This window comes from Acinetobacter sp. IK31 (genome assembly GCF_035615195.1).
Classification (GTDB): domain Bacteria; phylum Pseudomonadota; class Gammaproteobacteria; order Pseudomonadales; family Moraxellaceae; genus Acinetobacter; species Acinetobacter calcoaceticus_C.
The window spans coordinates 201,177-220,279 of the sequence record NZ_JANBOB010000008.1 but is presented as its reverse complement, the minus strand read 5'-3'; the positions used below and the strand labels follow the sequence as shown (position 1 = coordinate 220,279).

Sequence of the window (19,103 nt, the reverse complement as noted above, 5' to 3'; positions counted from 1 at the left end):
TAGGTTTATATGAATACAATTTTATTGATTCCTACAGGCGAAGGGGTTGGTTTAACCTCTGCCTGCTTAGGCATGATTTACGCACTTGATTGTAACGGGATTAAAGCAGGCTTTTTAAAACCATTTTCTCAAGAAGACCAAGAGCATCTTGACCGAACAACTTCATTATTTGGTCATTTATTTCAAAGTAAAACCGTTCAATCTATTTCGCATGAAAAATTAACTCAGCTTATTGCTGCTGGGGAAGTAGATGAATTACTTGAAGAAGCTGTAAGCCTACACCGCAGTGTTGCAGCAGACCATGATGTCATTATTGTGGAAGGCTTATTGCCAAATGGACAAGACCACTTCGCCAGTGAACTTAACGCGAGTCTGGCTCAAGCGCTTGATGCAGAAGTCGTATTGGTCAGTACAGCAGATATTCAAAACCCGAAAAAAGCCGCAGAAAAAGTAGATGCTCATTTACGCCAGTTTGGTGGTGCGGCTTCAAATCGTACTGCGGGTGTGCTTTTCATGCGTACACGTGGATTAACTGAAGAAACAGCACAAATTCCTGTCGCATTTGATCCATCATTACGTCCAACTGAAGACATCGCAAAATTTACGACCGAACTGCAAAAATACAATCGTTATTTTGGCTCTAGCGATTTACCGATTATTGGACTGGTTCCATTTAGTAACACCCTAAGCGTACCTAGAACATTAGATATTGCGAATGTTATTGATGGGCAATGGGTACATCAAGGTGAAGCTAAAACACGCCGTATTTTGCATTCGAGTTTAATTGCCTCAAGCATTGAATATGAACTCAATAAGTTTATTGCGGGTGAACTGATTATTAGTGCATCTGAACGTACAGATGTATTACTTGCAAGCAGTTTGGCAACCAGCAATGGTATTCCACTCGCAGGTTTGGTTCTTACTGAACGTGAAGCACCAGCTCCTGAGCTTTTAGAGTTTTGCCAAAGTGCGATCAAGCAAGGCTTGCCAATTTTACATACCCGTTTACACACACTTGAAACTGCTCAGCGTTTATCTGACTTTGGTAATGAAATTCCCGTCGATGATACTGAACGTGCAGAACAAGTGACTCGTTTTGTTTCAAGTCATATTGATGTCGAATGGCTTAAGCAGCACAGTAATAATGCAGCTACCCCTCGCCTATCTCCATCGGCTTTTCGTCATGAACTAGTGCAAAAATCGATTGCAGCTAAAAAACGAATTGTACTTCCTGAAGGCGATGAGCCACGCACCATTCAAGCTGCGGCAATTTGTCAGGCACGTGGTATTGCTGACTGCATTTTGCTAGCTAAACTAGATGTGGTACAGGACGTTGCAAAAGCTCGTGGTATTGAATTACCAGCCGGATTAGCAATTGTTGATCCAGATAGTATTCGCGATCAATATGTAGCACCAATGGTCGAGCTGCGTAAAGGTAAACTCAACGAACTTCAAGCGAAAGAACAACTTCAAGATACCGTAGTGCTGGGTACAATGATGTTAGCTTTAGACGAAGTAGATGGCCTAGTTTCCGGTGCAGTACACACCACAGCAAATACTGTCCGCCCAGCTTTCCAGCTCATCAAAACAGCTCCTGAATATTCACTGGTTTCATCCATCTTCTTTATGCTTTTACCAGATGAAGTTTATGTATATGGCGACTGTGCGATTAACCCAGACCCGACAGCAGAACAACTGGCTGAAATTGCGATTCAGTCTGCTGACTCGGCTAAAGCTTTTGGAATTGACCCACGTATTGCCATGATCAGTTATTCAACTGGAACATCTGGCACAGGTGCAGATGTTGAGAAGGTACAACAAGCCACTCAAATTGCTCAGCAACGTCGCCCTGATTTACTTATTGATGGTCCACTTCAATACGATGCAGCTTCAGTTGAAAGCGTGGGACGCCAAAAAGCCCCAGAATCGCGAGTTGCAGGCCGTGCCAATGTATTTATTTTCCCTGACTTAAATACGGGCAACACAACTTATAAAGCAGTACAACGTGCTGCAAATGTTGTGAGCGTTGGACCAATGCTGCAAGGTCTAAATAAACCTGTAAATGACTTGTCTCGCGGAGCTTTGGTAGATGACATCGTCTTTACCATTGCATTAACAGCAATTCAGGCTGAACAGCAAGCTGCTGCTAAATAATTAATATAATTTTATCTGTTTCTACCTCTCGCCATTTGATGTCCGCTCAAATGGCTTTTTTTATTTTAATCGTTTCAAAATAAATAATTTTCCTATCTCTGACGTTTAAATGTCCCCTATATAGTCCTATGCGACTTTCGGTCAAAAGATCAACCAATCTCCCACAAAACGATCTTTTTGTCATATAATTTAGCCCGCTAGCTAACAGCCCGCTCAAGAGATTTTCTGGTATGACAACGATTATCAAACAAGATGACTTGATTACATCGATCAAGGACGCCCTACAGTTTATTTCGTACTATCACCCGCAAGACTTTATCCAAGCGATGAGCCGTGCTTATGATCGCGAAGAAAACCAAGCTGCAAAGGATGCAATTGCACAAATTTTAATTAACTCTCGCATGTGTGCGGAAGGTCATCGTCCAATTTGCCAAGATACTGGTATTGTTAACGTTTTCCTTGAAGTGGGCTTAGATGTTAAATTTGATTTATCAATGAGCTTAGATGATGCAGTAAATGAAGGTGTTCGCCAAGGTTACCTTGAAAATAGTAACGTTCTTCGTGCATCTGTACTTGCAGACCCAGCATTTGGTCGTAAAAATACAAAAGATAATACCCCTGCTGTAATTCACTACAAACTCGTTCCGGGTAACAAAGTAGATATTACTGTTGCTGCTAAAGGTGGCGGTTCAGAAAACAAATCTAAACTTGCGATGCTTAACCCATCTGACTCGATTGTTGATTGGGTACTTAAAACTGTACCAACAATGGGTGCAGGCTGGTGTCCTCCTGGCATGCTCGGTATTGGTATTGGTGGTACTGCTGAAAAAGCCATGATGCTTGCTAAAGAAGCACTCATGGAAGAAATCAACATGGACGAATTACTTCGTCGTGGCCCAGAAAGCAAAATCGAAGAACTTCGTATCGAAATCTTTGAAAAAGTAAACGCACTTGGTATTGGTGCTCAAGGTCTTGGCGGTTTAACAACTGTTCTTGATATTAAAATTAAAGATTACCCATGTCACGCTGCGGGCAAACCAGTAGGTATGATTCCTAACTGTGCTGCTACTCGTCATGCACACTTCCAGCTTGATGGTTCAGGTGTAGCTCATATTCAGGCACCTAAACTTGAAGACTACCCATCTGTAACTTGGGATTCTTCAAAATCTAAACGTGTAAACCTTGATACCATTACTCAAGCAGAAATGGATTCTTGGAAACCAGGTGACACATTACTCCTTAGCGGAACAATGTACACAGGTCGTGACGCTGCGCACAAACGTATGGTTGAAATGATCGACAACGGTGAAGAATTACCAGTTGATCTTAAAGGTAAGTTTATTTACTACGTAGGCCCAGTTGATCCAGTGGGTGACGAAGTTGTTGGTCCTGCTGGTCCTACAACTGCAACACGTATGGATAAATTCACACGTAAAGTACTTGAGCATACAGGCTTGTTTGGCATGATCGGTAAGGCTGATCGTGGTCCTACAGCGATTGAAGCAATCAAAGACAACAAAGCAACTTACTTAATGGCAGTTGGTGGTGCAGCTTACCTTGTATCTAAAGCTGTTCGCGAAGCTGAAGTTGTTGCGTTTGCAGACTTAGGTATGGAAGCAATCTACAAATTCGTAGTTGAAGATATGCCTGTTTCTGTTGCAGTTGATGTAAATGGTACATCAATTCATGCAATTGCTCCAAAAATCTGGCAAGCAAAAATTGGAAAAATTCCAGTAGTTGATGCCGCAGCAGGCTAATCAAGAAAAGCACCGAATTCGGTGCTTTTTTTACCTTCTTTTTTATTTTAAACATTGAAAAGAATTGTAACAATTGCTTCGTTAATCTGTGCTATTAATAAATGCACTCTCTCACCATATATTGAATATAGGTCATTTCATGACTATTCGCCCTATTCTTAAAAATCTTTCAATTAGTCTCTGCCTAAGCTGCATTACCACAAGCTTATTTGCTTCTCCTGCTAAGTTAAGTTCAGTGAAAGAACTCATGCAAATTAGCCAAATTGATTACCTACTTAAAGAATCAATTAATGAATTAACGCCTTATTATGACCAACAGGCAGAACAGATCGTTAGTAATATCACGGGTATTAAAACTTTAGGCCCGAAAGAAAAAGAAGCTGCGAAAAAGCTCGGTTTACTATTGAAAGATTCAAGTAACCAACTGATCAGCAATCCTAAAACTGTGCAAGCTTTACAAGATATTTACTTAAAGACATATTCTGAAGAAGAGATTCAAGCGAATCTTAAATTTTTAAAAACCCCAGAAGGCCAATCGATTACGCGTAAAAACGTACAGATTATGGGGCAAATATCAGAATATATGATGGAGTTAGGACAACAGACCTTTAATGACCCTAAAGCACGGGATCATATGCAAGAAGAGATGCTTAAAATTATTGCTCCACTGATGAAAGATAAAGAAAAGTCTTAACTTTTCTTTATCTTTTGTAGACCATTACCAAGTTAAAGGATTCCATAATTTAAAAGGCTTAATCAGATGTACATCTGATTTTTCATCATATTTGGCAGGTTTTAACTCTTGCGGCTTATGTCGAATCTTACCTGAAGCATCTTCGGCCACAAAGTTGTAGCTTGAAGATTTCAATTCGGTAAAGGCAATTTCTCTACGGCCAATATTATCTTGCATTAACATAAATGGCCCAGTGTGTTCACCTCGATCCATTTTATTTTCTTCATCATATTTCAAGTAATAAGACGTTCCTGCCTCCACTGTTATATCCATATATTTTGGCTCTTGAAAATGAATCCCTAATAAAGGGCGGCTCGCAGAAAGACGATAAGTCCCTGCTGGCAATTCAATCCAGTAATAATGATTATGTAGAAGGCTCGGAATCCGCTTGCCATTCACAAAAAGGTTAATCGCAGCAATTTCCTGACGATTCCATTTCGTATCTGGACGATAGAGATAAACAACAGCAGCTTGTTCATTTTGCGGTTTGATCGGAGCAAAGGTCTGACCCAATTTTTGATTAACCCAACCACCCACAGCAAAACCACCTACGTGATATTGATCTAATAGTCCGGGTTCTTTTTCAACATCGACTTTAGGTAAGGTTGCAGTCAATTCACCCGTATTTTTTTCTAAATGAGATGAACTTTGACAGCCCACAAACAGTCCGGCACAGCACAAAGATACGATTAAATAACGCATGGCATCCCTCAAAGCGTTTTGTTTTTGATTTATTTTTTACACCGCAAAACTATGCGTATTTTGTATTTTTAAGATTAACACCACCCACATAAATTGAAAACAAAAAAAGCACGAATCACCGAAGCGATTCATGCTTTTTAGATGAATGAAATCTATGCAGACTTCGAATCAATCACCTTTAAATCGGCTTTTGCAACACTTTCATGTGTTACAGCTTCTTTAGGCTGACGCTCAGACTGATAAACAGGCTCTGCTTCACCATTAATTACCGCCTCATTAATAATGACTGTTCCAACATCATTACGGCTTGGTAAATCGTACATGGTTTCAAGCAGTACGTTCTCCATAATAGAACGTAGACCACGCGCGCCCGTATTACGTTCAAGTGCTTTCTTTGCAATAGCACGCAATGCAGAGTCTTCAAAAATCAGATCAACATTTTCCATAGTGAAAAGATATTGATATTGACGAGTTAATGCATTTTTTGGCTCAGTCAAAATTTGCATTAATGCTTCTTCGTCCAACTCTTCAAGAGTCGCAATCACCGGTAAACGACCAATGAATTCTGGAATTAAACCAAATTTCACTAAGTCGGTTGGCTCAACCTGACGGAACAATTCAGCAAGTTTTTTGGTTTCATCTTTGTTTTTAACATCAGCTGTAAAACCAATACCGCCTTTCTCTTGACGCTGCTGTACAATTTTTTCCAAACCAGAAAAAGCACCACCACAAATAAACAAGATATTCGAAGTGTCAATTTGGATAAACTCTTGCTGCGGATGCTTACGTCCACCTTGCGGAGGAATAGAAGCCACTGTACCTTCAATCATTTTTAACAATGCTTGTTGTACACCTTCACCAGAAACATCACGTGTAATTGACGGGTTTTCAGATTTACGAGTAATCTTGTCAATTTCGTCAATATAGATAATGCCCTTCTGAGCTTTCTCTACATCGTAGTCTGCTTTTTGCAAAAGCTTTTGTACAATATTTTCAACATCTTCACCTACATAACCAGCTTCGGTTAATGTCGTTGCATCTGCCATTGCAAATGGAACATCTAAAAGGCGAGCCAATGTTTGCGCAAGTAAAGTTTTACCCGAACCTGTAGGTCCAATCAGTAGAATGTTACTTTTAGCAATTTCTACTTCTTTAGACACATGGCCATTATGACCAACTTTCAGGCGTTTATAATGGTTATAAACCGCAACAGATAATGTCTTTTTGGCAAGATCTTGACCAATCACATATTGATCAAGCGCAGCACGTATTTCATGTGGTTTTGGTAATGCCTTACTCGCCCAGTCCCCTGCTTCAACCTGTTGGCTGGTTTGTACAAGGTCTAAGCAGACATCCACACACTCATTACAAATATATGCGTCCTCACCTGCAATCAGTTTCCCGACTTCAGACTGCGTTTTACCGCAAAATGAACAATGTTTTTGTCCTTGAGGATGTTCGGACATATTCACTCCACAAATAGAATCTTAAATATTAGGGCAAGATGCACTGCATAAATAACTAAATGGAGATCTTTTTCAACATCTCAAGTTATTTATATTAAGAAGGTCCTTATGGACGCTTACTTAGCACCTGATCAACCAAACCATATTCTTTAGCAGACTGTGCTGTCATAAAGTTATCACGGTCAGTATCACGAGCAACTGTTTCGTAGTCTTGACCACTGTGCTCTGCCATTAAGCGGTTTAAACGTTCTTTAATAAATAGAATTTCACGCGCATGAATTTCAATATCCGATGCTTGACCGCGGAAACCACCCAATGGTTGATGAATCATGACACGCGCATTTTCTAAACAATAGCGTTTGCCTTTAGCACCAGCATTTAACAAGAATGCACCCATTGAAGCAGCTTGACCCATACAATATGTCACAACATCAGGTTTAATAAACTGCATTGTGTCATAAATAGCCATGCCCGCTGTCACAGAACCACCTGGTGAGTTGATATAAAGGTGGATATCTTTATCAGGGTTTTCAGCTTCTAAAAACAACATTTGGGCAACAATTAGATTTGCCATGTTGTCTTCAACTTCACCTGTTAAAAAAATGACGCGCTCACGTAAAAGTCGTGAATAAATATCAAAAGAACGTTCGCCGCGAGAAGATTGTTCAACCACAACAGGAACTAAAGCATTTTCAATTGTTGGAACATACATACGTTATTTATTCCTAAATTTTTTGTGACTTAACCTATGGCAACAATATGCGGGATAATTTCTCAAATTGCAAAAGGTTCGCACTGAAATATTATATTATTTATACCTAAGTACTTAATGTCGCACTCAAATTAACCACATATTGAAAAACGAAAAAGGCGCTTAAAGCGCCTTTTTCTGACTTCTTAAAAGATTAGCCCATACGGCGAGCTTGTTGTTCTTTTAACAAATCATCATAAGATACTGGTTTGTCAGTCACTTTAGCAGCAGCTAAGATGTGGTCAACAACTTGATCTTCTAATACAACTGCTTCGATTTGAGCACGTTGTTGAGCATCATTTTTGAAGTATTCAATCACTTCAGTTGGATCTTCGTAAGAAGAAGCCATGTCGTCAATGTAAGCATCAACGCGTGATTGATCAACTTCAAGTTTAGCATCAGCTAAAACTTTGCTTACTAACACGCCAAGCTTAACAGAACGTTCTGCTTGTTCTTTGAACAATTCGTCAGGAAGCATGCTCTTATCAAAAGATTGCGCGCCTGCACCACCGAACTGTTGAGTGAACTGTTGAACCATTTGTTGACGTTGACGGTCAATTTCTTGAGCAACCATAGCAGTTGGAACTTCAACTTCATTCGCAGCAACAAGTGCATCAAAAGCAGCTTGTTTAACTTGGTTACGTAAACCATTGCGAACTTCACGTTCCATATTCTTGCGAACGTCAGCTTTTAATTTCTCAACGCCTTCTTCTTCAGTTACACCAAAGATTTTCAAGAATTCAGCATCAATCTCTGGAAGTTTTGATTTTTCAACTTGCTTCACAGTGATTTTGAACTGAGCTGCTTTACCAGCTAAGTTTTCAGCTTGGTAGTCTTCAGGGAAAGTAACGTCAATTACTTTCTCTTCACCAGCTTTCATGCCAACGATGCCGTCTTCAAAGCCAGGAATCATACGACCTGAACCTAACACAAGTTTAAAGTCTTCAGCAGAACCGCCTTCAAACTTTTCACCGTCGATAGTGCCTTCAAAGTCGAAAGTCACTTGCATGTCTTTTTTCGCCATACCCTTGGTAACAGCCCAAGTTTGACGTTGTTTTTGCAAGTTTTCGATCATAGCATCAACGTCAGCATCTTTAATTTCAGCTGTTTTACGTTCAACTTCTAAACCGTCGAATGCTTGTACTGCAACTTCTGGATAAACTTCTACAGTCGCTTCAAAAACTAAAGCATCTTCTTTATGTTCAACTTTATCAATGTTAGGCATACCTACCGCATTGATTTTTTCTTGTTGAATTGCTTCAAAAACGCTATCACGAATGATGTCATTTACAACTTCTTGATAAATGCCCGCACCATATTCGCGGCGAACAACGTTTTCAGGTACTTTACCTGGACGGAAGCCGTTGATCTTCACAGTTTTGGCAGTGCGCTTCAAACGAGCTTCAAATTGCTCGTTAATACGGCTCGTCGGTACAGAAACATTTAAACGACGGGCAACGCCCGAAACCGCTTCAGTCGTTACTTGCATGGCTTCCTCGATAAAAATTAGTGAGTAGGAACAGTTTTTTTAAAAGTGCTGTATTATATGACAACTTTCAAGATATACAAAATTAACCGACCACTTCATTTAAGTTAAGGTCATTATTCTCGTAAATTTCACAGTAATTTTATGATTCTTTAAATATTTTTCATAAAGCCTTAAGTAAAACTAATTTTTTAGTTATTCTTCACAAATCTAAAATTACAATCAAAATCTAAAGTTAATCGCTTTTACAAACAATTACTAAAAATCAGTAGATTAACTACATAAAAGCACAATTACCTATTCAGCCATTCACTCTATCTTCATAATTCAATTGGCAAATTCAATTAACATAAACTGTACATATAAATAAGAATTATTATTATTCGCATAACCTTTTAGTTTTAGAGTCCTGAAGTCATGTCTTTGATTAGAACACGTAAAAAAATTGTTTCTTCTGCGATAGCTTCATCACTATCAATGATTGCGACAACAGCCATGGCACAAGAAGCAATTTCACAATTACCCACAATTCATACTCAAGCGACTCAAGAGGAATCTTTAAAGGTAGATCAGTCAGCCAACTCAAAATTTGTGGCTCCTCTCAAAGATACGCCGAAATCGGTCTCTATCCTTTCTCAAAAACTAATTAAAGATACAAACTCTAACACCTTGCTCGAAGCTTTACGTTACGAACCAGGCATTACTCTAGGTGCGGGTGAAGGTGGTACCCCATTTACAGATATGCCTTACATTCGTGGTTATAGCGGACAGTCTTCTATTTATGTGGATGGTGTTCGCAATACAACGTCACAAAGCCGCGATATGTTTGCGATTGAACAAGTTGAGGTTATTAAGGGTTCTTCCTCTGCCCTTGGTGGTGGTGGTAGCATTGGTGGAAGTATTAACCTAATTCCTAAAGTTGCTCACGAAGGTGATGTCTACCAAGGCAGTGTTCAAGGGGGTACTGACAACTATCGTCATATTCAACTTGATGCCAACAAAGACTTTGGTAATGGCATTGCTGGTCGTGTTGTTATCATGGGTCATGAAAATGAAAAAGCTGGTCAGAGTAACGGAGCTGAATATGCTCGTGCCGGTATTGCATCAAGCCTTGCATTTGGCCTAGATACAGCAACTCGTGGAACACTTAGCTACTACTATTTACGTAGTAATGATGAACCAGATGCAGGTATTCCATTTAACAATGCAAATCCAGCGACTCCTCCTGCTGGAGTTACTGTGACTCCTGGTAATGGTAAACCTGTTGATGTAAAAGCGGGAACTTACTATGGCTGGAAAGCTCGTGATTTTGATAAACGTGAAAACCATATCGGTACGTTTAAATTAGAACATGACTTTAGTGAAAATCTTACCTTGTCGAATGTAGCGACTTACAACAAATCTAAATCTGATTATGTTTATACCAATGCTGATGACTCTAAGGGTAATATTTACAGAGGGACTATCGCTCGCCGTGCTTTAAGCCGTATCTTAGATACTGATGCGTATAGTGATCAACTTTCTTTGAGAGGTAAATTTAATACTGGTTCATTAAAGCATTCTTTTAATGTCGGTACAGAATGGAGTCTCCAAGAAACTGACCAAGGTATGTATACATTTACCAATGCTGCTGGACAAACAACTTCGACAATTTTACAAGATAATATTAATAACTGTACTTCAACTGCTGCCGCATCAAATGGTTGGTGTACTGGTTTAAATAATCCAAGAAATGGTGCTTTCACCGACAAACTTGGAACAATTAAAGGCCAATCTACAACGCGTAGCCACACTGTTTCTGTTTATGCTTTAGATAGCATCGAATTTAACCCTCAATGGCTTTTAAATGTAGGTGTCCGCTGGGATAAGTTTGAAACAGAGAAAAAATATAACAAAGATGTATATGCTACTGAAAAAGGGGCATATAACTACTCAAAAGTTGCCACTCCAGAAGGAACAAAATATGAAAGTGATTCAGATTTCTTCACTTATCAAGCGGGCTTAGTATATAAACCAACTGAGAACGGCAGTATCTATGCAAGCTTTGCAACTTCTGCTAACCCAGTAGGCGTTCTTGCTGAAGGCGACAGTAGTGACAATGCACTTGGTACTACCGATATTATTAATGAACTTAAACCAGAAGAGGCTCGTACTTTTGAAGTAGGAACGAAATGGGATCTGTTTAATAATCGTGCAAATTTAACTGCCGCAGTTTTCCGTACTGAAAAGCAAAATACTCGTATTCAAATCGATCCTACTACTTCCGCGAATGCGGGTAAAAGTAAAGTTGATGGATTTGAAATCAGCTTGAATGGGAAAATTACCGACAAATGGGATGTATCTACAGGTTATAGTTATTTAGATAGCGAAATCACAGAAGCTGCATACAATTCGATTGCTCAAGAAGGTAAACCTTTACCATTTGTAGCGAAAAACAGCGCTACCTTATGGTCTACTTATAGAGTGATGCCTCAATTGACTTTAGGCGCTGGTGTTGAATATCGTGATCAAGTGTTTGTAAACACGACTGCACCTAAATATTTGCCAACCTATACCATTTACAATGCGATGGCTAAATATGATGTTAACAAGAATGTAAATTTACAGCTTAATATCAACAATATCTCTGACAAACGTTATTTCACAAGTGCACATGCAGCTCACTACGCGTTTGAAGGTAATGGCCGTAACGCAGTATTAGCGATTAATTTTAAGTACTAAGGTTAAATTCCATAGTTTATTTATGGAGTTAATTAAAGTTCATATAAGATAGCCTCGTCACGAGGCTATTTTTACAAATGAAGTATCTATTAAAAAGGTGTTGGCTGTGATTCATCATATCCCTAATGTGTTAAGCAAAGAACAAGTTGCCGAGTTTCGGAAGCTTATGAAAGAGGCGAATTGGGTGGGTGGAAAAGTAACTGCTGGCACCCTATCAGCTTCAGTTAAAAGAAATCAGCAACTCTCTGAACAAGACCTGCTGACTCATCATTTAAGTGATATTGTCATTAAAGCAATTTGGCAAAACCCTGTTTTTCAGGCCGCTGCCCTTCCTCACAAAATTATTCCCCCACTTTTTAATCGTTATGATGAGTACGAAAGCTTCGGTTTTCATGTTGATAACTCGATTCGTCTTATTCGGGGTACTTCAGAACAAATTCGTACCGATTTATCTTGTACATTATTTTTAAGTGAACCTGATGAGTACGAAGGTGGTGATCTGGTTATTGAAGACACCTATGGTTATCATGAAGTCAAATTACCAGCAGGTGATGTCGTACTCTATCCATCGACGAGCTTACATGAAGTCAGCAGTATTACCTCAGGTACACGGTTCGCCTCTTTTTTCTGGGTACAAAGTTTGGTACGCGATGATAGTAAGCGACATCTTTTATTTAACTTAGATGAAAGTATTCGGGAACTGCGTAAAGCACATGGCGATAGCTATTCTGAAGTGATGAAACTCACCAACATTTATCACAATTTAATTCGCATGTGGTCTGAGCTGTAACTATATTTATTTTTACCTTATTGAGGATAGATAATTATTTTTATCTCAATATGGTGAAAATATGAAAATTATTTTCCACAAAACTTAAAACAGCGCAAAATAAGAAAATTATTTTCTTATTGCTGAGATTAAAATTACTATAAGAATTTTGCACAAGGTGTAATCATTGTTTAGATGTGATATATCTAAATAATAAACATACCAGCAAACCACCAAACTTATTATTTCATGGTCTAGAGATGAAAACGAATTACTTGTTTGCCCCGCCTCTTCAAGCAAGACATCATCTGCAACTCCTGATGCTGCGCCCAGCGCGCGTATAAATATTGTCTGCTTTTTAAAGCAGCACTTCGAAATTAGCTTTAATTTTTCTGAATTAGATACCATATATAACTGTAGAGACGTTGCCTTTTAAATTTATCCAGAGCAACCGCGCTACGAGACAAGGAGTTTTCTCATGATGTTGGCTGACCCAAGCAAAAAATACCGCCGTATGTACCAACGAGTGGATTTACCAGATCGCCAATGGCCGAATAACGAAATTACAAAAGCGCCAATCTGGATGAGTACCGATTTACGTGATGGGAACCAAGCAATTTTTGAACCAATGGACATGGAACAAAAATTCAAAATGTTCAAAATGCTTGTGAAAATCGGTTTTAAACATATTGAAATCGGCTTCCCTTCTGCATCTCAAATTGACTTCGATTTCACACGCATGTTGATCGAAGAAAATCATATTCCTGATGACGTATATATTGAAGTTTTGGTTCAGGCGCGTGACCATTTAATTGAACGTACCTTTGAATCTTTGGCAGGTGCTAAACGTGCAATTGTGCATATTTATAACTCTAATTCTCCAACCTTCCGTCAAAAGGTATTGAATGTAGATGCTAATGGTGCAAAACAATTAGCAATTAATGCTGCTCAAAAAGTTAAAGAATATGCTGCACAGTATCCTCAAACTGACTGGATTTTCCAGTACAGCCCAGAGTGTTTCTCTGCAACAGAATTAGAAGTCGCTAAAGATGTCTGTGATGCCGTCACAGAAATTTGGGAAGCATCTCCAACCAATAAAGTTATTTTAAACTTACCAGCGACTGTAGAAGTCTCTACTCCAAATGTGTATGCAGACCAAATTGAATGGATGCACCGTAATTTGGCACGTCGTGATGGCGTGATCATTTCTGTTCACTGTCACAATGACCGCGGCTGTGGTATTGCTGCATCAGAACTTGCCATTATGGCGGGTGCTGACCGTGTTGAAGGTTGTGTGTTCGGTAATGGTGAACGTACAGGTAACGTTGACGTTGCAGCTATTGCATTGAATATGTATACCCAAGGCGTAGCGCCAGAGTTAGATTTTTCTAATATTAATGAAGTAATTGCAACGGTTGAAGAATGTACTGGTTTACCTGTGCACCCTCGCCATCCATATGCAGGTGACTTAGTATTTACCGCATTCTCGGGTTCACATCAGGATGCAATCAAAAAAGGTTTCGAATTCCAGAAAAACGAAGAAATTTGGGATATGCCTTACTTACCAATCGACCCGAAAGATTTGGGCCGCGACTACGATGCAGTTATTCGTGTAAATAGTCAGTCTGGTAAAGGCGGTATCGCTTATTTATTGGAAGCGAATTACAACGTGGTGTTGCCTCGCCGTTTACAAATCGAATTCAGTCAGGTTGTTCAACAATATGCTGATGACAACGGTACAGAAATTAATGCCAAAGAAATCTGGACTTTATTTAAAGACACTTATGTCGATGTGAAAAACCATCACTACACGGTCAAAAACTACAGATTATCTGACATTAACGGTACTCAAATCATCGAACTTGACGTTGAAGTCGAAGGTGAAATACAACAACTTCGTGGTGAAGGTAACGGCCCGATCTCTGCATTCTTGAATGCGCTTCAATTACCAATTGACGTGTTGAACTATGAAGAACGTAGTATTAGTTCAGGGGCAAATGCAAAAGCATTAACCTTAATTGAGCTTCAAGTGAAAGGTACGGGTAAAGGCTCATTTGGTGCGGGTGTTCATGACAATACAGTCACCTCATCAATTGAAGCAATTATTGCATGTACCAACCGTTTGATTGATCAAGGGGTTTTAAGCACAGACCAGGTTGTTGCCGCTGCTGTTTAATTAAAAAAAACTCTTTTGAAAGGATACCTAGCTTGGTATCCTTTCTTTTTATTCCTGAAAGATTTAAAAGGCGAAATGTTCCCGTGTCTTTTCCAGCTGATTCAGTGGGGTTAGTCACTCCGCAAAAGTTCCAATTTGAAGAACCATTACATCTTGAGTGTGACCGTGTTTTGCCACGTTTTGAATTAATGGTCGAAACTTACGGCACTTTAAATGCAGATAAATCAAATGCTATTTTAATCTGTCATGCTCTTTCTGGACATCATCATGCAGCGGGTTATCACCATGAAGATGATAAAAAAGCTGGATGGTGGGATAGCTGTATTGGCCCGGGTAAGGCAATCGATACCAATAAGTTTTTTGTAGTTTCAATCAATAACATTGGTGGATGTAACGGCTCAACCGGCCCAACGTCGCCAAATCCTGAAAATGATAATCGTCCTTACGGACCAGATTTCCCCTTAGTTACAGTACGTGACTGGGTAAAAACTCAGGCCATGCTTTCTGACCGTTTGGGTGTAAATATTTGGTACGCTGTTGTTGGTGGTTCTTTAGGGGGCATGCAAGCGCTTCAATGGTCGGTAGACTACCCTGACCGCTTAAAAAAATGCGTCATTATTGCCAGCGCGCCAAAGCTTTCAGCACAGAATATTGCCTTTAACGAAGTTGCACGCCAATCTATTTTATCTGATCCTGAATTTCATCATGGACGTTATCTAGAAAATGATAGCTATCCACGTCGTGGTCTGATTTTGGCCCGCATGGTAGGCCATATTACCTATCTTTCTGAAGAAGCCATGAAACAAAAATTTGGTCGCGATTTAAAGTCCGGCAAATTTATGTATGGTTTTGATGTCGAATTTCAGGTTGAAAGTTATCTGCGTTATCAAGGTGAACAATTTAGCCGTAACTTTGATGCCAATACTTATCTCATCATGACCAAAGCTTTAGATTATTTTGACCCATCACGTGAGTATGGTCATTCGTTAACTGAAGCGATGGGTAAAACTAAATGCCAATTCTTGATTGTCTCGTTCACAACAGACTGGCGTTTTGCACCAAGTCGCTCTCAAGAGATTGTTGATGCGCTTATTACCAATCATAAGCCTGTAAGTTATCTCGATATTGATGCTGAACAGGGCCATGATTCGTTCTTATTCCCGATTCCACTGTATGTCAAAACCATGCGCGCTTTCTTAGGCGGTGAAGAACACTTAAAATCGACATCACTGGAGGCAAGCTAATGCGTATTGATCAACAACTGGCAGAAAAGTGGATTAAACCGGGCTCAAGCGTACTCGATTTGGGATGTGGTGACGGTGAATTACTTGCTCATATGAGCCAAAAACATCAAATTCGTGCTTATGGTTTAGAAATTGATCAAGAAAAGATTGCAATTGCCGTCAGTCGCGGGTTAAATATTATTCAACAAGATTTGAATCTCGGTTTAAGCCGCTTTGCTGACCAGTCTTTTGACTATGTGGTCATGGCACAAGCTTTGCAAGCCGTAGATGCACCGGATGTTTTATTAAGAGACATGGTGCGTGTGGGTAAACAGGCAATTATTACTTTTCCAAACTTTGCGCATTGGAAGACTCGCTCTTTTCTTGCATTAAAAGGTATGATGCCTGTATCGGATGCTCTACCATATATGTGGTATAACACCCCCAATATTCATTTATGTACATTTAAAGATTTCGAAGCACTGTGTGTGGAAAATCAGATACAAATTATTAATCGACTCGCCGTCAATGGAAACCAGCAGGGAAGCCTGTTAAGCAAACATATTCCTAATTTGTTTGGTGAAGTCGCTATTTATCGAGTGAGTGCACTATGAAAAAGACATTATTTAGCACACTATTTGCAGGACTGCTAAGTATGCAGGCTCATGCAGATTATATCGCCCAGCCACAATCGGTTGCGAGTCAGGCTGCACGTTTTTCAACAATGGGGGTTAATGACCTTCAGAAAGCTGCAAAAGCAGGCCAAGCAGGCGCACAATTTTATCTTGGTACACACTACCAATATGGTAAAGATGTAGCAAAAGATGAAAAACAGGCTTTTGCATGGTTTAAAGCAGCGGCTGATCAAGGTTTATCGCCAGCACAATTAAACGTAGGCCGCATGTACGCCGACGGTATTGGTATTAAGAAAGATGAGTCAATGGCTCGTAAATACTTTGAAAAAGCAGCAAGCAATGGTGATAACCGTGCAAGCTATAACCTTGCGATGATGGAAGAGCAAAAGAAAAACTACGTAGGTGCTTACCAGTGGTATGAGCTTTCAACTCGTGACGGCATGCTCGACAATAAAGTAATTAGCTTATCTGAAGGTAAGAAAACTGCTCTTGCGGCGAACTTGACTCAAGAACAAATTCGTACAGCACGTGACCGTGCAGACAAATGGATTCAAGCACAATAATAACGGTTCATCCGTAAAAAAACTTACTCGACTAAAACCACCTTGTATGCTCTACAAGGTGGTTTTAGTTTAGATCATCCCATTTATATTCTATCTATTTCCCTCTATATCCCCTCTTAAAAAACACGTAACATAACTCACGTTCGATATTCGCTATAAAGTTTGGTTTTATTATGTCTACCCCACATTGGTTTGATCAGGGCAGTTTAGTTCTTGCCAGCAATAACAAAGGTAAAGTCGCAGAGTTTGAAAAACTTTTTGAACAGCTTAAGTTACCTGTAGAAATTATTCCTCAAGGTCGTCTTAATATTCCTGATGCAATTGAAGATGGTTTAAGCTTTATTGAAAATGCCATTATTAAAGCTCGTCATGCCTCTAAAATTTCAGGCAAACCAGCTATGGCTGACGACTCAGGTATTTGTGTTCCTGTCTTAGGCGGTGCACCTGGTATTTACTCAGCACGCTATGCTGGAGAACACGGTGATGATGCAGCAAATAATGTAAAATTACTTAATGATTTATTACCATTTCGTAAAAATGGTGAAGTGATTGAAGGTATGTTTGTGTGTGTACTTGCTTTAGTGACTCATGCAGAAGATCCTTTACCACAAATTTTCCAAGGCATTTGGCACGGCGAAATTTTAGAAGCTGCACGTGGTGAAAATGGCTTTGGTTATGACCCGCTGTTCTGGTTACCTGAATTGCAAGTTTCTAGTGCTGAACTGTCTAAAGAAGACAAAAATAAGATTAGCCATCGTGGACAAGCGATGCAGTTATTTAGAGAGAGCTTAGTATAAATTTTCTCTCCCTATAGCCTTTGAATACCACGTTAGAGAGTATTCGGCTTTGTATAGGTACTACTTTACTTTTGTTTAGGCAAAAGTAACAAAACCATTTATGTCACTGACGGTACATCCTGAGCGATTTCCAAAGCACTGCTTTGGAAATCAGCGCAAGGCAAGTGACATGGCTGCATCCATGCTGCCTTCGCACAAGCAAGTGCAGGGTTAGAATTAAATAATTAATTAGACGAACATGTGTAAAAACACTGCATAAATCGCAATACACACACAACTCACAATCGTACCTGAAGCAATATAAGCCGCAGATCTTCCTGTTCCTTGATAGTGCGTTTCTAACGCTACAATATTGGCTGCGGGTGGCAGACAGAACATTAAAAACATCACTCCAATTTGCTGGCTCATATTTGGAATAGGTAAAAACCTATAAGTAAGCCCGCAAAGAATAATCCCACATACCACCTTAAAAGCTTGAGCTTTCGTACTATAGATTAAGTCTTTTACATGAACTCGGGTACGGCGCAGCCACATTCCCAATACACACATCCCAGCAAAAGTCATTGCGAACTTGGCAACTTCATAAACCCAATGTATGGCTGGATGTTCAATATGTTGAGCACCTAAAAGCCTGAGCACAAGCGCAACGAATATTGAAATACATGGTGGAGAAGTTAAAACCTTTTTTAATATGCTGAGTTTACTTTGCGGCGTAGTCGTTACGGCAGTCACAGCCCAGGCATTGCCAAACAGAGACATACCAATATATAACGCGACGATAGGTGCAGTCGCTTCAGGACCAAATAAAGCCATGGCAAAAGGAAAACCTAGCCAGCCCATGTTGGTATAGCTCACACAAAGCGCCAATAATCTGTCTTTAAATAAAGCTAAATAAGCAAAGAAAATAAGAAATGCTGAACCGAAGCTGAACAGCATTAAACTCAAACTACCCGCTTGATAAAATACCATGTTGTAAATAATAACAACTGGAATGAGTAGACGTGCAAGCCAAGCTGAAAGGATGGGTTTTATCGTTTCTGAAATAGACGTTTGGGCAAGTAGAAGACCTGTAATAAATGCCAGTATTGGGAGTAATAACGCCACGTTTTCTCCTTTCCCCCATCAAAACCAGCCTGTAATGCTACACCTTTTCAAACTAAAATGTACTCT

The 19,103-nt window shown here is 39.6% G+C and carries 15 protein-coding genes; 10 read left to right on the top strand and 5 right to left on the bottom strand.

Going from position 1 to position 19,103, the window contains the following annotated elements; translation table 11 throughout:
- The first annotated feature begins 9 nt into the window (after positions 1-9).
- The 3 genes from pta to MSG66_RS05785 all read left to right on the top strand — a co-directional run bounded on the left by pta (position 10) and on the right by MSG66_RS05785 (position 4,605).
- On the top strand, positions 10-2,154 hold the full coding sequence (gene pta, locus MSG66_RS05795) for a phosphate acetyltransferase (RefSeq protein WP_324652868.1): 2,145 nt from the start codon (positions 10-12) through the stop codon (positions 2,152-2,154).
- Positions 2,155-2,384: 230 nt separating this feature from the next.
- A complete protein-coding gene (locus MSG66_RS05790) occupies positions 2,385-3,911 on the top strand; it encodes a fumarate hydratase (RefSeq protein WP_324652866.1) in 1,527 nt (508 codons plus the stop codon).
- Between the two features lie 139 nt (positions 3,912-4,050).
- A complete protein-coding gene (locus MSG66_RS05785) occupies positions 4,051-4,605 on the top strand; it encodes a DUF2059 domain-containing protein (protein WP_202742595.1) in 555 nt (184 codons plus the stop codon).
- A gap of 24 nt (positions 4,606-4,629) precedes the next feature.
- Here MSG66_RS05785 and MSG66_RS05780 read toward each other — a convergent pair whose 3' ends face one another.
- The 4 genes from MSG66_RS05780 to tig form a co-directional block, all read right to left on the bottom strand.
- Positions 4,630-5,346, bottom strand: a complete 717-nt coding sequence (locus MSG66_RS05780; protein ID WP_324652864.1) for a DUF2846 domain-containing protein — start codon at positions 5,344-5,346, stop codon at positions 4,630-4,632.
- 152 nt (positions 5,347-5,498) lie between these two features.
- On the bottom strand, positions 5,499-6,812 hold the full coding sequence (clpX, locus tag MSG66_RS05775; RefSeq protein WP_133975486.1) for an ATP-dependent Clp protease ATP-binding subunit ClpX: 1,314 nt from the start codon (positions 6,810-6,812) through the stop codon (positions 5,499-5,501).
- A 106-nt stretch (positions 6,813-6,918) separates the two neighbouring features.
- Positions 6,919-7,524, bottom strand: coding sequence for an ATP-dependent Clp endopeptidase proteolytic subunit ClpP (clpP, locus tag MSG66_RS05770; RefSeq protein WP_003654845.1), 606 nt, complete (start codon positions 7,522-7,524; stop codon positions 6,919-6,921).
- Between the two features lie 193 nt (positions 7,525-7,717).
- Positions 7,718-9,052, bottom strand: a complete 1,335-nt coding sequence (gene tig / locus MSG66_RS05765; RefSeq protein ID WP_042894770.1) for a trigger factor — start codon at positions 9,050-9,052, stop codon at positions 7,718-7,720.
- 414 nt (positions 9,053-9,466) lie between these two features.
- On the opposite strand from tig, the gene MSG66_RS05760 reads away from it, so the two are divergent.
- From MSG66_RS05760 to rdgB, 7 genes are all read left to right on the top strand, one after another.
- On the top strand, positions 9,467-11,770 hold the full coding sequence (locus tag MSG66_RS05760; RefSeq protein ID WP_133975488.1) for a TonB-dependent receptor: 2,304 nt from the start codon (positions 9,467-9,469) through the stop codon (positions 11,768-11,770).
- A 106-nt stretch (positions 11,771-11,876) separates the two neighbouring features.
- Complete coding sequence (locus MSG66_RS05755) at positions 11,877-12,560, top strand: Fe2+-dependent dioxygenase (protein ID WP_324652861.1); 684 nt, start codon at positions 11,877-11,879, stop codon at positions 12,558-12,560.
- A gap of 457 nt (positions 12,561-13,017) precedes the next feature.
- A complete protein-coding gene (gene leuA / locus MSG66_RS05750) occupies positions 13,018-14,715 on the top strand; it encodes a 2-isopropylmalate synthase (protein WP_042894762.1) in 1,698 nt (565 codons plus the stop codon).
- An 83-nt stretch (positions 14,716-14,798) separates the two neighbouring features.
- Entirely contained in the window at positions 14,799-15,959 is a 1,161-nt protein-coding gene (metX, locus tag MSG66_RS05745; protein ID WP_133975490.1) for a homoserine O-succinyltransferase MetX, read from the top strand.
- Positions 15,959-16,552, top strand: a complete 594-nt coding sequence (metW, locus tag MSG66_RS05740) for a methionine biosynthesis protein MetW (protein WP_042894757.1) — start codon at positions 15,959-15,961, stop codon at positions 16,550-16,552. Before metX ends, metW begins: the two co-directional genes overlap by 1 nt.
- Positions 16,549-17,136 carry a tetratricopeptide repeat protein gene (locus MSG66_RS05735; protein ID WP_042894755.1) on the top strand — a complete coding sequence of 196 codons (588 nt, stop codon included), beginning with the start codon at positions 16,549-16,551 and terminating at the stop codon, positions 17,134-17,136. Before metW ends, MSG66_RS05735 begins: the two co-directional genes overlap by 4 nt.
- A 173-nt stretch (positions 17,137-17,309) precedes the next feature.
- Positions 17,310-17,933 (top strand): RdgB/HAM1 family non-canonical purine NTP pyrophosphatase, encoded by a 624-nt coding sequence (rdgB, locus tag MSG66_RS05730; protein ID WP_324652857.1) that lies wholly within the window; start codon positions 17,310-17,312, stop codon positions 17,931-17,933.
- A gap of 228 nt (positions 17,934-18,161) precedes the next feature.
- Here rdgB and MSG66_RS05725 read toward each other — a convergent pair whose 3' ends face one another.
- Positions 18,162-19,037: a permease gene (locus MSG66_RS05725; protein ID WP_324652855.1), complete on the bottom strand. Its 876-nt coding sequence runs from the start codon at positions 19,035-19,037 to the stop codon at positions 18,162-18,164.
- Positions 19,038-19,103 lie beyond the last annotated feature (66 nt).